Genomic DNA, 16,743 nt, shown 5'->3' with positions numbered 1-16,743 from the left:
ACGGGACCGATCACCGAGGAGAGACGCATGGCGGAGCGGGCACTGATCGCGGGTGTGGGGGGCAAGGAGCCGAGCGTCGACCCGGACGCCTTCACCGCGCCCACGTCGGTCGTGATGGGCGAGGTGACGCTGGCCGCCGGTGCGAGCGTCTGGTACCAGAGTGTGCTGCGCGGCGACGGCGGTCCGATCGTGATCGGCGCGCAGAGCAACATCCAGGACAACTGCACGGTCCACGTCGACCCCGGTTTCCCGGTGACCGTGGGAGAGCGGGTGTCGGTCGGCCACAACGCGGTGCTGCACGGCTGCACGGTGGAGGACGACGTCCTGGTCGGCATGGGCGCGACAGTGCTGAACGGCGCGCACATCGGGGCGGGTTCGCTGATCGCGGCCCAGGCTCTGGTCCCGCAGGGCATGCGGGTGCCGCCCGGTTCCCTGGTCGCCGGCGTCCCGGCGAAGGTCCGCCGGGAGCTGACGGACGAGGAGCGCGAGGGCATCAGGCTGAACGCGGCGGTGTACGTGGACCTGGCCAAGGAGCACCGCGCGGCGCACGGGGTGTGAGCCCCGCGGCCCGGCACGACGCGGCCCCGCTCCCCTGAGGGGCGGGGCAGGGGCGGGGCCTCAGCTCGCGGACCGGTCTCGTCGCGTCGTCCGTCTCGTCGCCGTCAGTCGGCGACGGCTACGGGCTCCGGCTCGCGGGCCACGGGGGCGTCCGCCGCGGCCTTCTTGGCACGGTTCTTCAGCAGGAGCATCGACGTGGCCCCGATCAGCACGGCGAGGACCAGGCCCAGCCAGGAGAACCGCTTGAGCCACGCCTCGGCGACGACGCCGACCGAGTAGATGACGGCCGTCGTGCCGCCCGCCCAGAGGATGCCGCCGAAGACGTTGGCGATCAGGAACTTCCAGTACGGCATCCGCAGCACACCGGCCAGCGGTCCGGCGAAGATGCGCAGCAGGGCGACGAAACGGCCGAAGAAGACGGCCCACATGCCCCACTTCTCGAACGAGCGCTCCGCCATCGCGATCTGCGCGTCGCCGAAGTGCTTGGGGAACTTTCCGCCGAGCCGGGCCAGCAGCGGCCGGCCGCCCTTGCGGCCGATGGCGTAGCCGATGGAGTCCCCGATGATGGCGCCCGCGGTCGCGCAGGCGCCGAGGACGTACGGGTCGATCTCGCCGTGCTGGGAGGCGAGCAGGGCCGAGCTGACGAGGACGATCTCGCCCGGCAGGGGGATGCCGAGGCTCTCGAGTCCGATCACGACACCCACCAGGAGGTAGATGCTGACCGCCGGGATGGTCTCGAGCCACTCCTGGACGTGCAACGCCGGTTCCTTCCGTACCCACCGGGCCGCATGCCCGCCGTGCGCCCCCGTCGGCGCACGCCGGGCAGCCTACCCGGTGCGGCCGGCCTCAGCTGTTGGGCCGCAGGGTCCAGACGATGGTCATCTCGCCGGTGACGGCGCCGTCCTCGCGCTGGATGCTGATGTCCACCGGGAACTCGGGGCGCTGCCCGGCGTCGAGCTCCTTGACGACGTCCTCGACCGGGCGGGCGAGCGTGGCGGTGGCCGTCACGACGCCCATGGCGAGCTTCTTGTATCCGATCTCCGCCCTGACCGCGAGCGGCACCGCGCGGCTCAGCTGGTCGCCGAACGCGGTGAGGACGATCGCGCCGCTCGCGGACTCGGCGAGCGTGAACATGGCACCGGCGTGCGGGCCGCCGACGTGGTTGTGGAAGTCGGCCTGGTCCGGCATGCGGAGGACCGCCCGCTCCGCGGTGGTCTCGACGAACTCGAGGTTGAGGGTCCGGACCATGGGAACGGTGGCGGCGAGCATCTCGCCGATGGACATCTGGTCTGCGCTCATGGCCCGGATGTTACCCACGAGTAGGAGCGTTTGACCATCCCCGCGTGCGGGCCGGGCGGGGGCGGACGTGGAAGTGCCGTCGCGGCACCTCTATGGTTACTCGCCATGTGGCCAGGACAGCAGCCGCCCGGGGGCGAGCAGAACCCGCAGGACCAGAACCCGTACCAGCAGCCGGGGTACCAGCAGCCGAATCCCTATCAGCAGCCGGGGTACCAGCAGCCGAACCCGTACCAGCAGCCGACCGCGCCGCAGTACGCCGTGCCCGGCCAGATGCCGGGCGCGCCCATGCCGCCGCAGGACGACAAGAAGAAGACGACGATCGTGGCCATCGTCGCGGCGACCGCCGTGGTCGTGGCCGCCGCGGTCACCGGCTTCGTCGTACTGAAGGACGACGACGAGGGCACGTCGGACAAGGGCGGCGGCACGACCGCGTCCAAGACGCCCGGCGGTGACAAGTCGTCGGAGCCCGCGCCGTCGCCGTCGGTGGACAACCCGCGCGACGGCAGCGACGCGAAGCCGACGATCGCGGGCTGGAAGGTCGTCACCAACCCCAAGCACGGCACCCAGTTCGACGTCCCGCCCGAGTGGGAGGTCGCCGGGTCGGGCATGGCGCACGGCTTCGAGGACGAGAAGAAGGGCGACGGATCCGCCGTCGTCATGATGTCCGCACCGGCGTACTACAAGAGCAAGTGGTGCGAGTTCGACACGGACAAGGACGGCAAGCCGGAGGACTGGGGCCTCAGCACCGTCGGCACCAAGGGCGGCAAGGGCGCCAAGAGCGCCGCCGAGGCGGCGTACAACGAGGCCGGCAACTGGGTGTGGGCCGGCTACGCGCAGACCGAGCCCAAGGGCACGGTCAAGATCACCAAGGCGAAGGACTACACGACCGCGTCCGGCCTGAAGGGCAGCGTGTCGACGGCCACGGCTCTCGGTGTGAAGAAGGAGAACAAGTGCGAGACCGACGGCAAGTCGATCGCCTTCTCCTTCAAGGACCCGGCGGGTGACTTCAAGAGCTGGGTGCTCTACGCCAACACCGGTGTCAAGGACGAGGTCGACGACGCGACGATCCAGAAGATCCTCAGCACCGTGCGTCTGGTCGAGGCCACGGAGTCGGGCTCCTGAACCCCTCCCCGGGCGTGACGGCGGCGTCCGTCACGGCCGGGGACATCTCTCCCGCCGACCGGCCGCGCCTCCGGGCCGGGTCAGCCGACGCTGAACGCGCCGTTCGGCGGTGGCGGTGAGGCGACCGCGTCCGTGTCGTGGACCGGGCGCGCGTCGCCGGTGAAGCGGACGAGGGCGGGGCCGTGCTCGACACGTGCCGGGAAGGCGTCCGCCGCGACCAGGCGGGTGAGGCGGGCGACGTCGATCGGCTGCTGGGAGGCCACGAGCACCGCGTTGGCGAAGCGGCGGCCGCGCAGCACCGCCGGCTCGGCGATCAGCGCCAGCTCCTCGAAAACGGCCGCGAACGTGGCGAGTTGGGAGCGCAGGAAGGCGAAGGGCGCACCGTCCGCCAGGTTCGCCGCGTACGTGCCGTTCGCGCGCAGCACCCGCTCCACCGCCCGGGCGTACTCCAGGGACGTCAGATGCGCGGGCACGCGCGAGCCGCCGAACACGTCGCCGATCACCATGTCCGCGCTCCGCGCCGGTGCCTCCTCCAGCCAGGTCCGCGCATCGGCGGCGTGGACCGTGATGCCGCTGTCGGCCGGGAGGGGCAGATGTTCCGTGACGAGCGCGACGAGTCCCCGGTCGGCCTCCACCACGTCCTGGCGGGCGTCCGGCCGGACCGCCGCGATCCGGCGCGGCAGGGTGAGCGCGCCGCCGCCGAGGTGCACGACGGCCGGCGCCTCGGCATCGGCCGTCGCACGGTCGACGACATGAGCGAGGCGGCGCGCGTACTCGAACTCCAGGTGCGCCGGGTCGTCGAGGTCGACGTACGACTGGGGCGCGTCGTCGACGGTCAGCAGCCAGGCCCGGTCCCGGTCGACGTCGGGCATGAGCTTGGCGGTGCCGCCGTCGACGTCGCGCAGGACGGGGATCTGCTCGTTCACCGCTCCATTGTGCCGGGCCCCGGGAGCGGGGCGGCCCTCCCCGCGGAGAGCCGCCCCTAGGGGCTGTCCGGCGGATCTTGGCCGGGGCCACGACGCTCCCCCGGCGCTTCGCCTGGGGGTACCCCCAGGCGACGGCACCTCGCCGCGTTGCCGAAATGCCCGAACAGCTCCGCTACCAGGGCACTCCGGCGCCTTGCGATGCGTCCCCTCGGCCCCGCAGGGCCTGGGGAGAGACCCCATGCACCAGACCGCCGCGTCCTGTCCGGCCCTGATCCGCCGGACAGCCCCTACCCGACCGCGGTCACCGTCCCGGCGCCGACCGTGCGACCGCCCTCGCGGACCGCGAAGCCGAGGCCGGGCTCCAGCGGCACGTCACGGCCGAGTTCGACGGTCATGGTGACCGTGTCCCCGGGACGCGCCACTCCGGTCCCGCCGAGGTCGATGTCGCCGACGACGTCCGCGGTGCGGATGTAGAACTGCGGCCGGTAGCCGGTGGTCACCGGCGTACTGCGGCCGCCCTCGCGTGCCGACAGGACGTAGACCTGCGCGGTGAAGCGGCGGCTGGGCACGACGCTCCCCGGCGCCGCGACCACATGGCCGCGGCGGACCGCGTCGCGCGGCACCCCGCGCAGCAGCAGCGCCACGTTGTCGCCCGCCTCGGCGGACTCCATCGGCTTGCCGAAGGTCTCCAGGCCAGTGACGACCGTCTCGCCCGCTGTCCATGACGCAGTCGGGCCGAGGATCTGCACCCGGTCCCCCACGCGCACGGTGCCGCGCTCGACGGCTCCGGTGACGACCGTGCCGCGTCCGGTGATGGTGAGCACGTTCTCCACCGGCAGCAGGAACGGCGCGTCCGTGTACCTGACCGGCATCGGCACATAGGTGTCGACGGCGTCGAGGAGCGCCTCGACGGCAGCGGTCCAGCGCGGGTCGCCCTGCAGCGCCCCGAGTCCGGACACCCGGACGACGGGTGCCGCGTCGCCGCCGTATCCGTGGGCGGTGAGCAGGTCACGGACCTCCAGCTCCACGAGGTCGGTGAGCTCGTCGTCGCCCGCGTCCGCCTTGTTGAGCGCCACGACGATGTGGTCGACGCCGACCTGGCGGGCGAGCAGGACGTGCTCGGCGGTCTGCGGCATGACGCCGTCGAGGGCCGAGACGACGAGGATCGCGCCGTCGAGCTGCGCCGCCCCGGTGACCATGTTCTTGACGTAGTCGGCGTGGCCCGGCATGTCGACGTGGGCGTAGTGGCGGGTGTCCGTCTCGTACTCGACGTGCGCGATGTTGATCGTGATGCCGCGCGCCGCCTCCTCCGGCGCCCGGTCGATGCGGTCGAAGGAGACGTACGAGGTGCCGCCGCCGGAGCGCTCGCTGAGCACCTTGGTGATGGCTGCGGTCAGGGTGGTCTTGCCGTGGTCGACGTGGCCCATGGTCCCGATGTTGAGGTGCGGCTTGGTGCGCACGTATGCCGTCTTGGGCATGACTGGGTTCGTTCCTTCCTGGAACTCGAAGCGTGATTCAGGACCCCTGCACCTCGCCGACCCTCCCCCTGCGGGGTCCGCCGGACGATCCGGGAAGGGTCAGCTTCGGGCGCCGCCGGGAGCCGCGGCGACTGCGACGGCGACGGCTGCCGCGGCAGGGATGTCAGTGGCAGCGGCCGGGAATGCGGCAGCCTTCGGCGCGTCCGCGACTGCGGACGGCGCTGCGGGGAAGGCGTACCGGACCATGCCGTCGATGATCGTGCAGGGCGGCAGCCGCGTCGAATGCTTTTCCTCGGGCCGTGGTTCGCCGGGTCACGCGGTCATCGGCGGCGGCCGTGGGAGCGATGTGGGCAGCGATACGGCGTTCGGACACGTTCGTCGGTTAGTCTCCCCGGATGCTCGCCCCCGACCCCCGGCCGGCATCCGGTCTCGCCCTCCGCTGCACCAGGGCCCTTTTCTCGCCCTGGTCGCGGCTGTCGCTGCTCGTGGTCCTGCTCGCCTCCGCCGCCGCGGTGGTGCTGCTCTACGAGCCGCAGCGGCTGCTCTCGGCGGGCTGGCCGCCGCAGCTGAGCGGTGTCTCGGCGGTGGTGCTGTTCGGCGTCGGGTACGGCGTGTGCACGGCGGCGTTCGTGCCACGGCCGATCCTCAACCTGGCGGCGGGAGCCCTGTTCGGCTCGCAGGCCGGGCTCTTCGCGGCGATCGGCGGCACGGTGTTGGGCGCGGGTATCGCGTTCACGCTCGGCCGGCTGCTGGGCCAGGACGCGCTGCGGCCGCTGCTGCGGGGGCGCTGGCTGAAGGCGGCGGACGGGCAGCTCAGCCGGCACGGTTTCCGTTCGATGCTGGCGATCCGGCTGTTCCCCGGTGTGCCGTTCGCCGCGGCCAACTACTGTGCGGCGGTCTCGCGGATGGGCTGTCTGCCGTTCCTGCTGGCCACGGGCCTGGGGTCGATCCCCAACACGGCGGCGTACGTGGTGGCGGGCAGCCGGGCGGGGTCGCCGACCTCGCCCGTGTTCCTGATCGCGACGGGGTTCATCGTGGTGACGGGGGTGGCGGCCGCGGTCGTCGCCTGGACCAAGCGGCACCGGCTGCGGGCCCGGTGACCGGTGTCACCGGGACGGGTACGGGGCCTGGGCGAAGTGCCGTCGTTTCGGGGCGCTACGCTGCCTCACGATCGGCGCCGGTCCGATGACGCACACGCACCCGCGTGTCTCACGGGCCGTCAGTCCCATGGGCGCCTGACAGTCCGTCAGTCAAGTCAGCAAAGGGTCCGCATGACGACGATGGAACACGCCTGCCCATGAGCCGGCCGGTGTTCCGACCGGCAACCGATACCTCAGCGCCGGCCCGTGCGTGTGCCGGTCGGACCGTGATCATCTCTTGGGTGGCGTAGCTTTCAATGTCTTGGTTCGAATCAATCATCCTCGGACTCGTCCAGGGGCTGACGGAGTTCCTGCCGATCTCCTCCAGCGCGCATCTGCGGCTCACGGCCGCGTTCGCCGGCTGGCACGACCCGGGTGCCGCGTTCACCGCGATCACCCAGATCGGCACGGAGACGGCGGTGCTGATCTACTTCCGCAAGGACATCGCGCGGATCGTCTCGGCCTGGTTCCGTTCGCTCACCGACAAGACGATGCGCCGCGACCACGACGCCCAGATGGGCTGGCTCGTCATCGTCGGCTCGATCCCGATCGGTGTGCTCGGTGTCACCCTCAAGGACCAGATCGAGGGCCCCTTCCGTGATCTGCGGCTGATCGCTACGACGCTGATCGTCATGGGCATCGTGCTCGGCATCGCCGACCGGCTGGCCGCCCGCGACGAGATCGGCGGCCGCCACCGGGCGATCAGGGAGCGCAAGACGCTGCAGGACCTGAGCGTCCGGGACGGTCTGATCTACGGCGTGTGCCAGGCGATGGCGCTGATCCCGGGCGTCTCGCGCTCCGGAGCGACCATCAGCGGCGGTCTGCTGATGGGCTACACCCGCGAGGCCGCGGCCCGGTACTCGTTCCTGCTGGCGATCCCCGCGGTGCTGGCGTCCGGCCTGTTCGAGCTGAAGGAGGCCGGTGAGGGACATGTCTCATGGGGGCCGACGATCCTGGCGACGATCATCGCGTTCGGCGTGGGCTACGCGGTGATCGCCTGGTTCATGAAATTCATCACTACGAAGAGCTTCATGCCGTTCGTGATCTACCGAATCCTGCTCGGAATCCTGCTGTTCATCCTGGTCGGAACGGATGTACTCAGCCCGGAGGCGGGCGAGTCGGCGGGCTGACGGTCACTCTGCGACGGGGGACGGTCACGGCCCGGACGCCGTAATCTGAGGGCATGTCCCCCATTCGCACCGAGTCCGAAGCCGCCCTGTCCGCCACCGAGCTGAACGCCCGCATCCGTGAGCTGTGGGCCGACGGGGAGCTTCCCGACGACCGGCGGCCGGAGTACGAGGCGCTCGTCGTGGAGTGGGCCGCCGCGGCACGCGAGGACGTGCGCCCGGCGGCCTGACGCCCGGGCTGCACACGCGGCCCGCCCGGCGCACCCTGGAGTCATGGCCTGGCAGGCACCCATCGTCGTGCACCCGCCGTCCCCCGGCGGCGGGCGGCGTGTCACCGTGCGCGGCGAGATCGTGGGGCTCGCGCGCAGTGACAAGGACCTCGTGGAGTTCCTGCGGAGGGCGGGGCTCGACGACGCGGACATGATCCTCGACGATCCCCATCTGGTGGAGTGGCGCGGTGCCGCCGCCCACGCCGGCTACGCGGCCTGAGAACCGCCGGTGTCCCGTGCTCGGCTAGCCTGAGGGCACGATGAACCGTTTGACCACGTCATGGGGGGCCTTCGAGCTCGCCCGCTTCCCCGAGGACCCCCGCGACACGCTCCGCGCGTGGGACGCCGCCGACGAGTACCTGCTGCGCCATCTGCACGGCATCGACGACGCCTCCCCCGTACCGCTGACCGGCACCGTGGCCGTCGTCGGCGACCGCTGGGGCGCTCTGGTCACCTCGCTCGCCGGCCACCACCCGGTGGTGCAGATCACCGACTCGTACCTCGGGCAGCAGGCCACCCGGGCCAATCTCGCGCGGGCCGGTGTCGACGCGGGCGCCGTGCGTCTCCTGTCGGCCAGGGACACCCCGCCGGAGCGCGTCGACGTCCTGCTGGTCCGCGTGCCCAAGAGCCTCGCGCTCCTGGAGGACCAGCTGCACCGCCTCGCGCCCGCGGTCCACGCGGACACCGTCGTCGTCGGCACCGGCATGGTCAGCGAGATCCACACCTCCACGCTGAAGCTCTTCGAGCGCATCATCGGCCCGACGCGGACCTCCCTCGCCGCCAAGAAGGCCCGGCTGATCTTCTGCACCCCCGACACGGCCCTGCCGCGCGTGCCGAGCCCGTGGCCGCTGCGGTACGCCCTGCCGTCCGACACGGGCGCCCTCGCGGGCCGCACCGTCACCAACCACGCGGGCATCTTCTGCGCCGAACGCCTCGACATCGGCACCAGGTTCTTCCTGCGCCACCTGCCGACCGGGCACGGCGCCGCGCACATCGTGGACCTCGGCTGCGGCAACGGCGTGGTCGGCATGGCGGCGGCGCTCGCGGCCCCGGACGCGCGCGTGACGTTCACGGACGAGTCGTTCTCGGCGGTCGCCTCGGCGGAGGCGACGTTCCGCGACAACGTGCCCGAAGGCAAAGCCGAGTTCGTCGTGGGCGACGGGCTCTCGGCGCTGGACGACGGCGCGGCGGACCTCGTGCTGAACAACCCGCCGTTCCATTCGCACCGGGCGACGACGGACACCACCGCTCGCCGGATGTTCGCGGACGCCCGCCGCGTGCTGCGGCCCGGCGGCGAGCTGTGGGTCGTCGGCAACCGTCACCTGGGCTACCACGTACGGCTGCGGCGGCTGTTCGGCACCTGCGAAGTCGTCGCGAGCGACCCCAAGTTCGTCGTCCTGCGCGCGGTCAGGCGCCGCTAGCGGCGACGTCGCGTCAGCGGTTGCCCCGCACCCAGTGCTCGTACGGGACACGGGAGACGGCGCGTACGTCGCCGATCGTGCCCCACTCGTCCCTGCCGAGCCGGGACAGCGGTGCCAGCTTCGTCACCTCGGGGTGGCCGTCGCTCATCACGTCCTCACTGACGGCGGCGTGCACGACCCGGCCGAAGACGACGGTCGAGTCACCGAGCCGCAGCGTGCTGTGCAATCGGCACTCGAGCGCCACCGGGGAGGCGGCCACGCGGGGTGGCCCGACCCGCAGGCTCGGCTCCCTGGCGATGCCGACGGCGTCGAACTCGCTGACGCCGCGCGGGAAATCGGTCGCCGTGGCGTTGATCTTCTCGAACAGGCTCTCCGGGGAGAGGTTGACGACGAAGGCGCCGGTGTCCTCGATGTTGCGCAGCGAGTCCTTGCGCCCCACGGACGTGAACTGCACGATCGGTGGCTCGACACACGAAATGGTGAAGAACGAGTGCGGCGCCAGGTTGTCGGTCCCCCCGGCGGACGTCGTGGACACCCAGGCGATGGGCCGGGGCACCACGGTGGCCGTCAGCAGCCGGTAGAAGGTGGCCCGATCGCACTGGGCGGGGTCGAGATCGATGCGCATGCGTGCAGTATCGCGTCCCGCGTTGTCACCCGGTGACGTGCCCTGCACGGCTCTGGCGCCGTGCCCGGCGCTGCCCGACACTGAGCCGATGACGCAGCGCGTGGATCTCGCGACCGTGATGGACCGCCTTGCCATCGACGAACTGATCACCGGCTACGCCGTGGCGGTGGACGACGGCGACTGGAACGCCTACCGGGCCCTGTTCACCGTCGACGGGCGGGCCGACTACCGGGGATCCGGCGGCATCGAGGGGACGGCGGACGAGGTCGCCGGCTGGCTGGCGGAGACGATGCGACTGTTCCCGGTCCGCCAGCACCTGATCGTCAACCGCCGCGTCCACCTCCAGGACCTGGGCGGTTACCCGGGTGACAGCGCGGACGTCCGGGCGGACTACATCAACCCGATGCTGCCGGCGTCGGGCCAGGAGTTCGTCTCGGGCGGCCGCTACCGCTTCACGCTGACGCGCGGGGATGCGGGATGGCGGCTGCGGAGGGTGACGACGGAGGAGAAGTGGCGCCGCGGGGCGGCCGGCCGGCCGCGGCCTGACGCGTGACCTTTCCCCATCCGGCCTCCCATGGCCCGGCGGCCGTGGGAGGGCCCCCATGCCCCGGAGCTCCTACTCCCAGGCCACCGCACGCAGCGCGGTACCCGGCCACGGTAGGCGGCGTGGTCTGTCCCGCCGTGCCCCTGTGGCCCACACTTGGTCGTGAGGAGGCGCGGTATGCGGATTCCGGGTGGTCGGCGGGCCGGGCGGTGGGCCGGCCGGCGTGAGGGTCGTGGGGCGCGCGGGGCCGGGGCCGTCGTCGCGGGGGCGCTGCCCGCGCTCGCCCTGCCCGAGCCCGGCCTGTGGTGGTTCGCCTATGTCGCCCTGGTCCCGTGGCTGCTGCTCCTGCGCAGCGCGCCGACCGGCCGGCGCGCGCTCGTGGAGGGGTGGCTCGGCGGCATCGGGTTCATGATCGCGGTCCATCACTGGCTGCTGCCCAGCCTGCATGTCTTCCTGCTGGTCCTCGCCGCGCTGCTGGGGCTGCTGTGGGCGCCCTGGGGCCTGCTCGTGCGGTTCATGACCGGCGGCCGCCCCTCCGTGGCGCGCGCCGCCGCCTCACTCGCCGTGATCCCATCGGGCTGGCTCGTGATCGAGCTGGTCAGGTCCTGGGAGGGGCTCGGCGGGCCCTGGGGTCTGCTCGGGGCCAGCCAGTGGCAGGTGCCTGCCGCGCTGCGGCTCGCCTCGGTCGGCGGGGTATGGCTGGTGAGCCTCCTGGTGCTCGCGGTGAACACCGCCGTCGCCCTGCTCATCGCCGTCGAGCGGGCCCGTGCGCCCGCCGTCGCGGGCGTCGTCGTGTGTGCGACGGCGGCCGGGTCCGCCTGGGCGTGGGCACCACAGCCCCGCGAGTCGGCGCGGATGCGGATCGCGGTCGTCCAGCCGGGTGTCGTGACGGGCGCGGACAGCGTGGAGCGCCGGTTCGACCGGGGCGAGGAGCTGACGCGTGACCTGGCGCGCCGGGAGAAGGCGCTGGACCTGGTGGTGTGGGGCGAGAGCAGCGTGGGCGCCGACCTGCGCGCGAGGACCGACCTCGCGGACCGTCTCGCCGCGCTGTCCCGTGACGTCGGCGCGCCCGTGCTCGTGAACGTGGACGCGCGCAGCGTGGCGGCGTCGGGCCCCGCCGGTATCTACAAGAGCTCGGTGCTCGTGGGGCCCACGGGTCCGACCGGCGACCGCTACGACAAGATGCGGCTGGTGCCGTTCGGCGAGTACATCCCGGCCCGCTCCGTACTCGGCTGGGTGACCTCGGTCGGAAAGGCAGCGGGCGAGGACAGGATCCGCGGGACGGTGCCGGTTGTCATGACGCTGCCCGCAGGTCAGGGCGAGGGCCTGCGCGTCGGCCCGCTGGTCTGCTTCGAGTCGGCGTTCCCCGACATGAGCCGGCGTCTGGTGCGGGACGGGGCCCAGCTGCTGGTGGCGCAGTCCGCCACGTCGACGTTCCAGCAGAGCTGGGCGCCCGAGCAGCACGCGTCACTGGCGGCGCTGCGGGCGGCCGAGACCGGCCGACCGATGGTGCACGCGACGCTCACGGGCGTCAGCGCCGTGTTCGGGGCGTCGGGGCAGCCGGTCGGCGACCCGCTCTCCACGGAGACCAGCGGCGCGGCGGTGTTCGAGATGCCTCGGGCGACGGGCACGACGCTGTACGTGCGGTTCGGCGACTGGGCGGTGTACGGGGCGCTCGCGGTGCTGGCCGCGCTGGCCGCGGCCGAGGGCTCGCGGGCTATCCGGCGGCCTGCTCCAGGGCCCGCAGCACGACCCGCTCGCACAGCTCGTGGGTCCGCAGCGCGTCCTGTGCGCTGAGGTGCTTCCCGGCGCGTACGGCGTCGAGGAAGGTGTGCACGGCCTGTTCGATGCCGCGCTGGCGGGCGACCGGCACCCAGTCGCCCCGGCGGCGGACGCTCGGCTGCCCCTTGTGGTCCACGATCTCGGCGAGGTTGCGGACCTCGCGCTTGGAGTCCTGGCCGGAGACCTCGAGGATCTCCTCGGTCGAGCCGCTCATCCGGTTCATGATGCCGATGGCGGTGAAGCCGTCACCGGACAGCTGGAGGACGACGTGGTGCATGAGTCCGTCGACGATCCGGGCCCGCACATCGGTGTGCCGGACGGGCCCGGGCGCCAGGAACCGCAGGGTGTCGACGACGTGGATGAAGTCGTCGAGCACGAGGGTGCGCGGGTCCTCGGGGAGCCCGATCCGGTTCTTCTGCATCAGGATCAGCTCGCGCGGGTGCTCCAGGCACTGGGCGTACGCGGGCGCGAAGCGGCGGTTGAAGCCGACGGCGAGGCTGGTGCCGCGCTCCTCGGCGAGGGCGACGAGCCGCTCGGACTCGGCGAGTTCGTAGGCGAGCGGCTTGTCGACGTAGGTGGCCACGCCCGCTTCGAGCAGCCGAGTGACGATCTCGGCGTGTGCCGGCGTCGGCGCGTGGACGAAGGCGGCGTCGAGGCCCTGGGCGAGGAGCGCGTCGAGGTCGGTGTGGCGGCGCCCGGCGGGGATGTGGTGGGTGTCGGCGACGCGGGTCAGCGTGGCGGGCGTGCGGGTCTGCAGGTGCAGTTCGACGCCGGGCAGGGTGGTGAGGACCGGCAGATACGCCTTCTGCGCGATGTCACCGAGCCCGATGCAGCCGACCTTCACAGGAATCTCCCTCGATGCCGTACCGGCGTCAGCGGCGCGCCGGCTGTCCTTCGTGCACGTCCTGTGCCCCGGCAGCATACGTGCGCTGCGGCGGGCGCCAGTCGGCGATGCCGTCGAAGGTGCGCAGCACCAGGCCCGGGCCGAGCCGGGAGACCGCGGACATCAGGGTGTCTCGGACGGCGACGGCGGGTGTGCCGGACAGCGCCATGAGCCGGGCGACGCGGGCGGACTTGCGGACGACGGCCATGGTGCGGGGCAGCCGTTCGGCGCTGTAGGCGGCGAGGCCGGTGCCGAGGTCGCCCGTGGGCGGGGCGTGGTGGGCGAGGACGATCGCGTCCTCGATGGCCTGGTTCCCGCCCTGGCCGAGGGTGGGTGCCATGGCGTGGGCGGCGTCGCCGATGAGGACGGTGCGCCCGCGGTGGAAGGCGGGCAGCGGTTCGACGATGTGGTGGACGTCGTTGCGCAGCACCTGGCCGGGGTCGACGGCGGCGATGACGGCCGGGATCGGGTCGTGCCAGTGGCCGAAGCGGCGCAGCAGTTCGGCCTTCTGGTCGCCCGCGGCTGTCCCGGCGGGTGCGGTGGCGGCGGCGTACGCGTAGATCCGGCCGTCCTTGAGGGGCTGGGTGCCCCACAGGGATCCCGGTCCCCAGGTCTCGTGGGGTGCGAAGGGGGCCTGGGGTGCGGGGACGACCAGGCGCCAGGTGGTGAACCCGGAGTACGCGGGGCCGGGGTGGTGCGGGAAGAGGCTCCGGCGCAGCGCCGAATGGATGCCGTCGGCCGCCACCACGAGGTCGGCCTCGATCTCGCCGTCGGGTGTGGTGACGCGCGCGCGGCGGCCGCCGGCGACTCCGCGGTCGGCCAGTTCGCCGGGGCATCCGGTGCGTACGGCGCCTTCGGGCAGGCGGCGGGCGAGACGGTCGACGAGCGTGGCGCGGTGGACGAGGACGAGGGGGCCGCCGAACCGCTCGGCCGCGGCGGCCGCGTCGGTACGGGCGAGCCAGCGGCCCGCGGGGGTGCGCATGCCGCCGGCGCCCTGCCAGGCGGCGAGGTCACGGATCTCGTCGCCGAGGCCGATGACGTCGAGGGCACGCTGGGAGTTGGGGGCGAGTCCGATGCCGGCGCCGACCGGTTCCAGGGAGGCGGCCCGTTCCAGGACGGTGACCTGCCAGCCCTGCCGGCTGAGCGCGACGGCTGCGGTGAGTCCGCCGATGCCGCTGCCGACGACGACGGCTCGGGCGGTTGCACGGGCTTCGGGCATGACTGCTCCTCGACACGTTGACTACACCTGTAGTAACAGCCACACCGTACTACAGCTGTAGTCGACGCGATAGGTTGGCGCCATGGCCGCACGTACCACCCCGCCCCCGTCCCCGCCCTCCGGCACCGGCGCCCGTACCGGCGCCTCCGGAGCGGCCACGTCCGCCGCCGGCTCGCGCTCCGCGCTCATCGGCGACACCGCGCTGGCCCTGCTCTTCGAACGCGGCATGCGCGGTCTGACCCATCGCGCGGTCGACGAGGCGGCGGGACTGCCCCAGGGCTCCACGTCCAACGTCGCACGTACCCGGCAGGCCCTGCTGGAGACGGCGGTGCGCCGGCTGGCCGAGCGCGAGGCGACCGTCCTCGCGCCGGAGGAGCTGCCCGCGCCGGGCGACGGCCGTGACGCGCTGCTCGACGGGCTCGCCCGCGCCCTCCACCGCTACCTGACCCGGCATCGGGAGCTACTGGTCGCCCGCTACGAGCTGGCCCTGGAGGCGGTCCGCCGGCCGGAGCTGCGCGCGTTCTACGACAACGCCGGCGCCCGCTTCCGGGAGCCGCTGAACGCGATGATGGCCGCCGCGGGCTCCGCCGAGCCGGAGCGGCACGCGCTGTCCTTGGTCGCCTGGTGCGAGGGCCTGATGTTCTCCTGCGCGGCCGGCTCCTATCACCGGGCGGTGCCCGGCGAGGCGGAGCTGCGCACCGGTTTCGACGAGCTGCTGCGCGGCATGCTCGGCCCGGGCGCCTCCCGCCAGGGATAACCCGTGGCCAGGAAGCGTTCTCCTGCATGAGGATGACCGCCATGACCACAGTTGAGCGCACCGAACCCGCCACCACCGCAGCCGAACGGGACATGCTGGAGGGCTGGTTGGACTACCACCGCGAAACCCTGATCTCCAAGTGCGCCGGCCTGAGCGACGAGCAGCTGCGGACGGCGTCCGTGGAGCCGTCGAGCCTCACCCTGATGGGCCTCGTCCGTCATCTCGCCGACGTCGAACGCTGGTGGTTCCGCCAGGTCATGGCCGGCGAGGAGATCGGCGCCCTGTACTACACCGAAGAGGACCCGGACGGGGACTTCCGGACCACCGACGAGGTCACCTGGGACCGGACGCTCGCCGACTGGCGCGCCGAGGTGGCCGCCGCCCGTGAGGCTGCCGCCGCGCGGGGTCTCGACGACCTGAGCGTGGGCAGGACCTCCCGCAACACCACCTACAACCTGCGCTGGATCATCACGCACATGATCGAGGAGTACGCCCGGCACAACGGCCACGCCGATCTGCTGCGCGAGCGGATCGACGGCATGACCGGAGAATGAGCCACTCCCCGGCCCCCGGCTGAAAGCCGCTTCACCCGTGCGGGCCATTTACGGCCTGTACTCCCCGGCAACCACCCTTGCGCACAGCAGAGTTGCGCGGGTGCAGCGAACAACAATCACAGCAAAGGCCCTGGTCGGGATGGCGGCGTGGGCCGTGACCGGCTGCGTCTCCGTGGAGGCGCAGCCCGCTCCCGTGCCCGCCGCCTCCTCCGCCGGACGACCGGACCAGGTGGTGGAGCCGCAGATCGTGCAGGGCCCTGCCCGCGAGGCGCTGGAGGCCGCCCTGCCGGAGCGGACGGCACCGGCGACGACACCGCCGGCACCACTCCGCGAGGAGGCCGCCGTCCCGGCACCGCCCCGCCAAGCCCCTGCGGCCCGTCCGCACAGCCGCGTGCCGCGGACTCCTGCCGTGCCGCAGCCGAAGCTGCCCCCGCTGCCCGATGTCCCGGTCGACCGGGGGGACGTCTGCGAGCTGGGCCAGGGCTACGGCGGCTGGCGTTCCGACAGCGCCGAGGCCCGCATGTGCCGTCAGGTGTACGGGAATTGAGCCTCAGCCCGCGCCGAGTGTGCGCTCCAGGCGGTCGATCGCTTCCCGCACCCCGTATCCGTACCCGTCGTCCGCCAGGGCATCCGTCGCCGCGCGCGCCCGGTCCAGGTGGACCCGTGCGGCCTCCGGGCGGCGCAGTTTGATGTAGTCGGCGGCGAGATCGAGGTGCAGCGAGGGGTAGAAGGCCCGCACGGCGAGCGACTGCTCGGGCCGGTCCGTCGGCTCCTCGCTGAGCCCCTCGGCGGCGCCCAGGGCACGCAGGTCCCAGGCCAGTTCGTCGTCCGGGTCGTCCTGGGCGTCGGCCATGTAGTGGGCGAGGGTGCACCGGTGCAGGGCGTCGCCGGCCTCCGAGATCTCGGCCCAGAGGGATGCGAACCGGTGCCGCGCCTCCTCGCGGTCGCCACCGTGGAGCAGCATGACGGCCTGCCCGATCCGGGTCATGACGGCGTCCTCCGGCGTGTCCTGCTGCTCCATCACGCTGATCTCCCACGTC

Annotated in this window: 20 protein-coding genes; 12 read left to right on the top strand and 8 right to left on the bottom strand. The window is 72.6% G+C overall.

What is annotated here, in order from left to right; genetic code table 11:
- Positions 1-27 precede the first annotated feature (27 nt).
- Entirely contained in the window at positions 28-558 is a 531-nt protein-coding gene (locus tag ACF08N_RS21850; RefSeq protein WP_392326316.1) for a gamma carbonic anhydrase family protein, read from the top strand.
- Between the two features lie 104 nt (positions 559-662).
- On the opposite strand, the gene ACF08N_RS21845 is transcribed toward ACF08N_RS21850, so the two are convergent.
- Entirely contained in the window at positions 663-1,316 is a 654-nt protein-coding gene (locus ACF08N_RS21845) for a DedA family protein (RefSeq protein WP_392326315.1), read from the bottom strand.
- Positions 1,317-1,404: 88 nt separating this feature from the next.
- Positions 1,405-1,842, bottom strand: coding sequence for a DUF4442 domain-containing protein (locus ACF08N_RS21840; RefSeq protein WP_392326601.1), 438 nt, complete (start codon positions 1,840-1,842; stop codon positions 1,405-1,407).
- 120 nt (positions 1,843-1,962) lie between these two features.
- On the opposite strand from ACF08N_RS21840, the gene ACF08N_RS21835 reads away from it, so the two are divergent.
- The gene (locus ACF08N_RS21835; RefSeq protein ID WP_392326314.1) at positions 1,963-2,979 is read left to right on the top strand and encodes a hypothetical protein; all 1,017 of its coding nucleotides are present in this window, start codon (positions 1,963-1,965) and stop codon (positions 2,977-2,979) included.
- An 80-nt stretch (positions 2,980-3,059) separates the two neighbouring features.
- On the opposite strand, the gene ACF08N_RS21830 is transcribed toward ACF08N_RS21835, so the two are convergent.
- Complete coding sequence (locus tag ACF08N_RS21830; RefSeq protein ID WP_392326313.1) at positions 3,060-3,905, bottom strand: spermidine synthase; 846 nt, start codon at positions 3,903-3,905, stop codon at positions 3,060-3,062.
- A 287-nt stretch (positions 3,906-4,192) separates the two neighbouring features.
- Positions 4,193-5,383, bottom strand: coding sequence for an elongation factor Tu (gene tuf, locus ACF08N_RS21825; protein ID WP_392326312.1), 1,191 nt, complete (start codon positions 5,381-5,383; stop codon positions 4,193-4,195).
- 395 nt (positions 5,384-5,778) lie between these two features.
- Between tuf and ACF08N_RS21820 the strand changes: the two genes are divergently transcribed.
- The 5 genes from ACF08N_RS21820 to ACF08N_RS21800 all read left to right on the top strand — a co-directional run bounded on the left by ACF08N_RS21820 (position 5,779) and on the right by ACF08N_RS21800 (position 9,339).
- On the top strand, positions 5,779-6,483 hold the full coding sequence (locus ACF08N_RS21820) for a TVP38/TMEM64 family protein (protein WP_392326311.1): 705 nt from the start codon (positions 5,779-5,781) through the stop codon (positions 6,481-6,483).
- Between the two features lie 296 nt (positions 6,484-6,779).
- Positions 6,780-7,652 carry an undecaprenyl-diphosphate phosphatase gene (locus ACF08N_RS21815; RefSeq protein WP_392326310.1) on the top strand — a complete coding sequence of 291 codons (873 nt, stop codon included), beginning with the start codon at positions 6,780-6,782 and terminating at the stop codon, positions 7,650-7,652.
- A gap of 53 nt (positions 7,653-7,705) precedes the next feature.
- Positions 7,706-7,879, top strand: coding sequence for a hypothetical protein (locus ACF08N_RS21810; RefSeq protein WP_392326309.1), 174 nt, complete (start codon positions 7,706-7,708; stop codon positions 7,877-7,879).
- Between the two features lie 43 nt (positions 7,880-7,922).
- A complete protein-coding gene (locus tag ACF08N_RS21805) occupies positions 7,923-8,138 on the top strand; it encodes a hypothetical protein (RefSeq protein WP_392326308.1) in 216 nt (71 codons plus the stop codon).
- A 40-nt stretch (positions 8,139-8,178) separates the two neighbouring features.
- Positions 8,179-9,339: a methyltransferase gene (locus tag ACF08N_RS21800; RefSeq protein WP_392326307.1), complete on the top strand. Its 1,161-nt coding sequence runs from the start codon at positions 8,179-8,181 to the stop codon at positions 9,337-9,339.
- A 13-nt stretch (positions 9,340-9,352) separates the two neighbouring features.
- On the opposite strand, the gene ACF08N_RS21795 is transcribed toward ACF08N_RS21800, so the two are convergent.
- Positions 9,353-9,964, bottom strand: a complete 612-nt coding sequence (locus tag ACF08N_RS21795; RefSeq protein ID WP_392326306.1) for a flavin reductase family protein — start codon at positions 9,962-9,964, stop codon at positions 9,353-9,355.
- Between the two features lie 88 nt (positions 9,965-10,052).
- Here ACF08N_RS21795 and ACF08N_RS21790 point away from each other — a divergent pair, with 88 nt between their 5' ends.
- Positions 10,053-10,517, top strand: a complete 465-nt coding sequence (locus ACF08N_RS21790) for a nuclear transport factor 2 family protein (RefSeq protein ID WP_392326305.1) — start codon at positions 10,053-10,055, stop codon at positions 10,515-10,517.
- Positions 10,518-10,685: 168 nt separating this feature from the next.
- Complete coding sequence (gene lnt / locus ACF08N_RS21785) at positions 10,686-12,305, top strand: apolipoprotein N-acyltransferase (RefSeq protein WP_392326304.1); 1,620 nt, start codon at positions 10,686-10,688, stop codon at positions 12,303-12,305.
- Here the strand turns inward: lnt and ACF08N_RS21780 are convergent.
- Both ACF08N_RS21780 and ACF08N_RS21775 read right to left on the bottom strand, forming a co-directional pair.
- A complete protein-coding gene (locus tag ACF08N_RS21780; protein WP_392326303.1) occupies positions 12,226-13,134 on the bottom strand; it encodes a Gfo/Idh/MocA family protein in 909 nt (302 codons plus the stop codon). The two genes, lnt and ACF08N_RS21780, sit on opposite strands and share 80 nt — an antisense overlap.
- A gap of 28 nt (positions 13,135-13,162) precedes the next feature.
- Positions 13,163-14,392 carry an FAD-dependent monooxygenase gene (locus ACF08N_RS21775; protein WP_392326302.1) on the bottom strand — a complete coding sequence of 410 codons (1,230 nt, stop codon included), beginning with the start codon at positions 14,390-14,392 and terminating at the stop codon, positions 13,163-13,165.
- An 82-nt stretch (positions 14,393-14,474) separates the two neighbouring features.
- Between ACF08N_RS21775 and ACF08N_RS21770 the strand changes: the two genes are divergently transcribed.
- The 3 genes from ACF08N_RS21770 (at position 14,475) to ACF08N_RS21760 (ending at position 16,250) form a co-directional block, all read left to right on the top strand.
- Positions 14,475-15,149: a TetR/AcrR family transcriptional regulator gene (locus ACF08N_RS21770; protein WP_392326301.1), complete on the top strand. Its 675-nt coding sequence runs from the start codon at positions 14,475-14,477 to the stop codon at positions 15,147-15,149.
- Between the two features lie 41 nt (positions 15,150-15,190).
- On the top strand, positions 15,191-15,703 hold the full coding sequence (locus ACF08N_RS21765; RefSeq protein ID WP_392326300.1) for a DinB family protein: 513 nt from the start codon (positions 15,191-15,193) through the stop codon (positions 15,701-15,703).
- A gap of 100 nt (positions 15,704-15,803) precedes the next feature.
- On the top strand, positions 15,804-16,250 hold the full coding sequence (locus ACF08N_RS21760) for a hypothetical protein (RefSeq protein ID WP_392326299.1): 447 nt from the start codon (positions 15,804-15,806) through the stop codon (positions 16,248-16,250).
- 3 nt (positions 16,251-16,253) lie between these two features.
- Here ACF08N_RS21760 and ACF08N_RS21755 read toward each other — a convergent pair whose 3' ends face one another.
- Positions 16,254-16,724 carry a hypothetical protein gene (locus ACF08N_RS21755; RefSeq protein ID WP_392326600.1) on the bottom strand — a complete coding sequence of 157 codons (471 nt, stop codon included), beginning with the start codon at positions 16,722-16,724 and terminating at the stop codon, positions 16,254-16,256.
- Between the last annotated feature and the right edge of the window lie 19 nt (positions 16,725-16,743).

The sequence above is a fragment of the Streptomyces sp. NPDC015127 genome, from assembly GCF_043080095.1.
Classification (GTDB): domain Bacteria; phylum Actinomycetota; class Actinomycetes; order Streptomycetales; family Streptomycetaceae; genus Streptomyces.
This window is presented reverse-complemented; position numbering and strand designations above follow the sequence as displayed.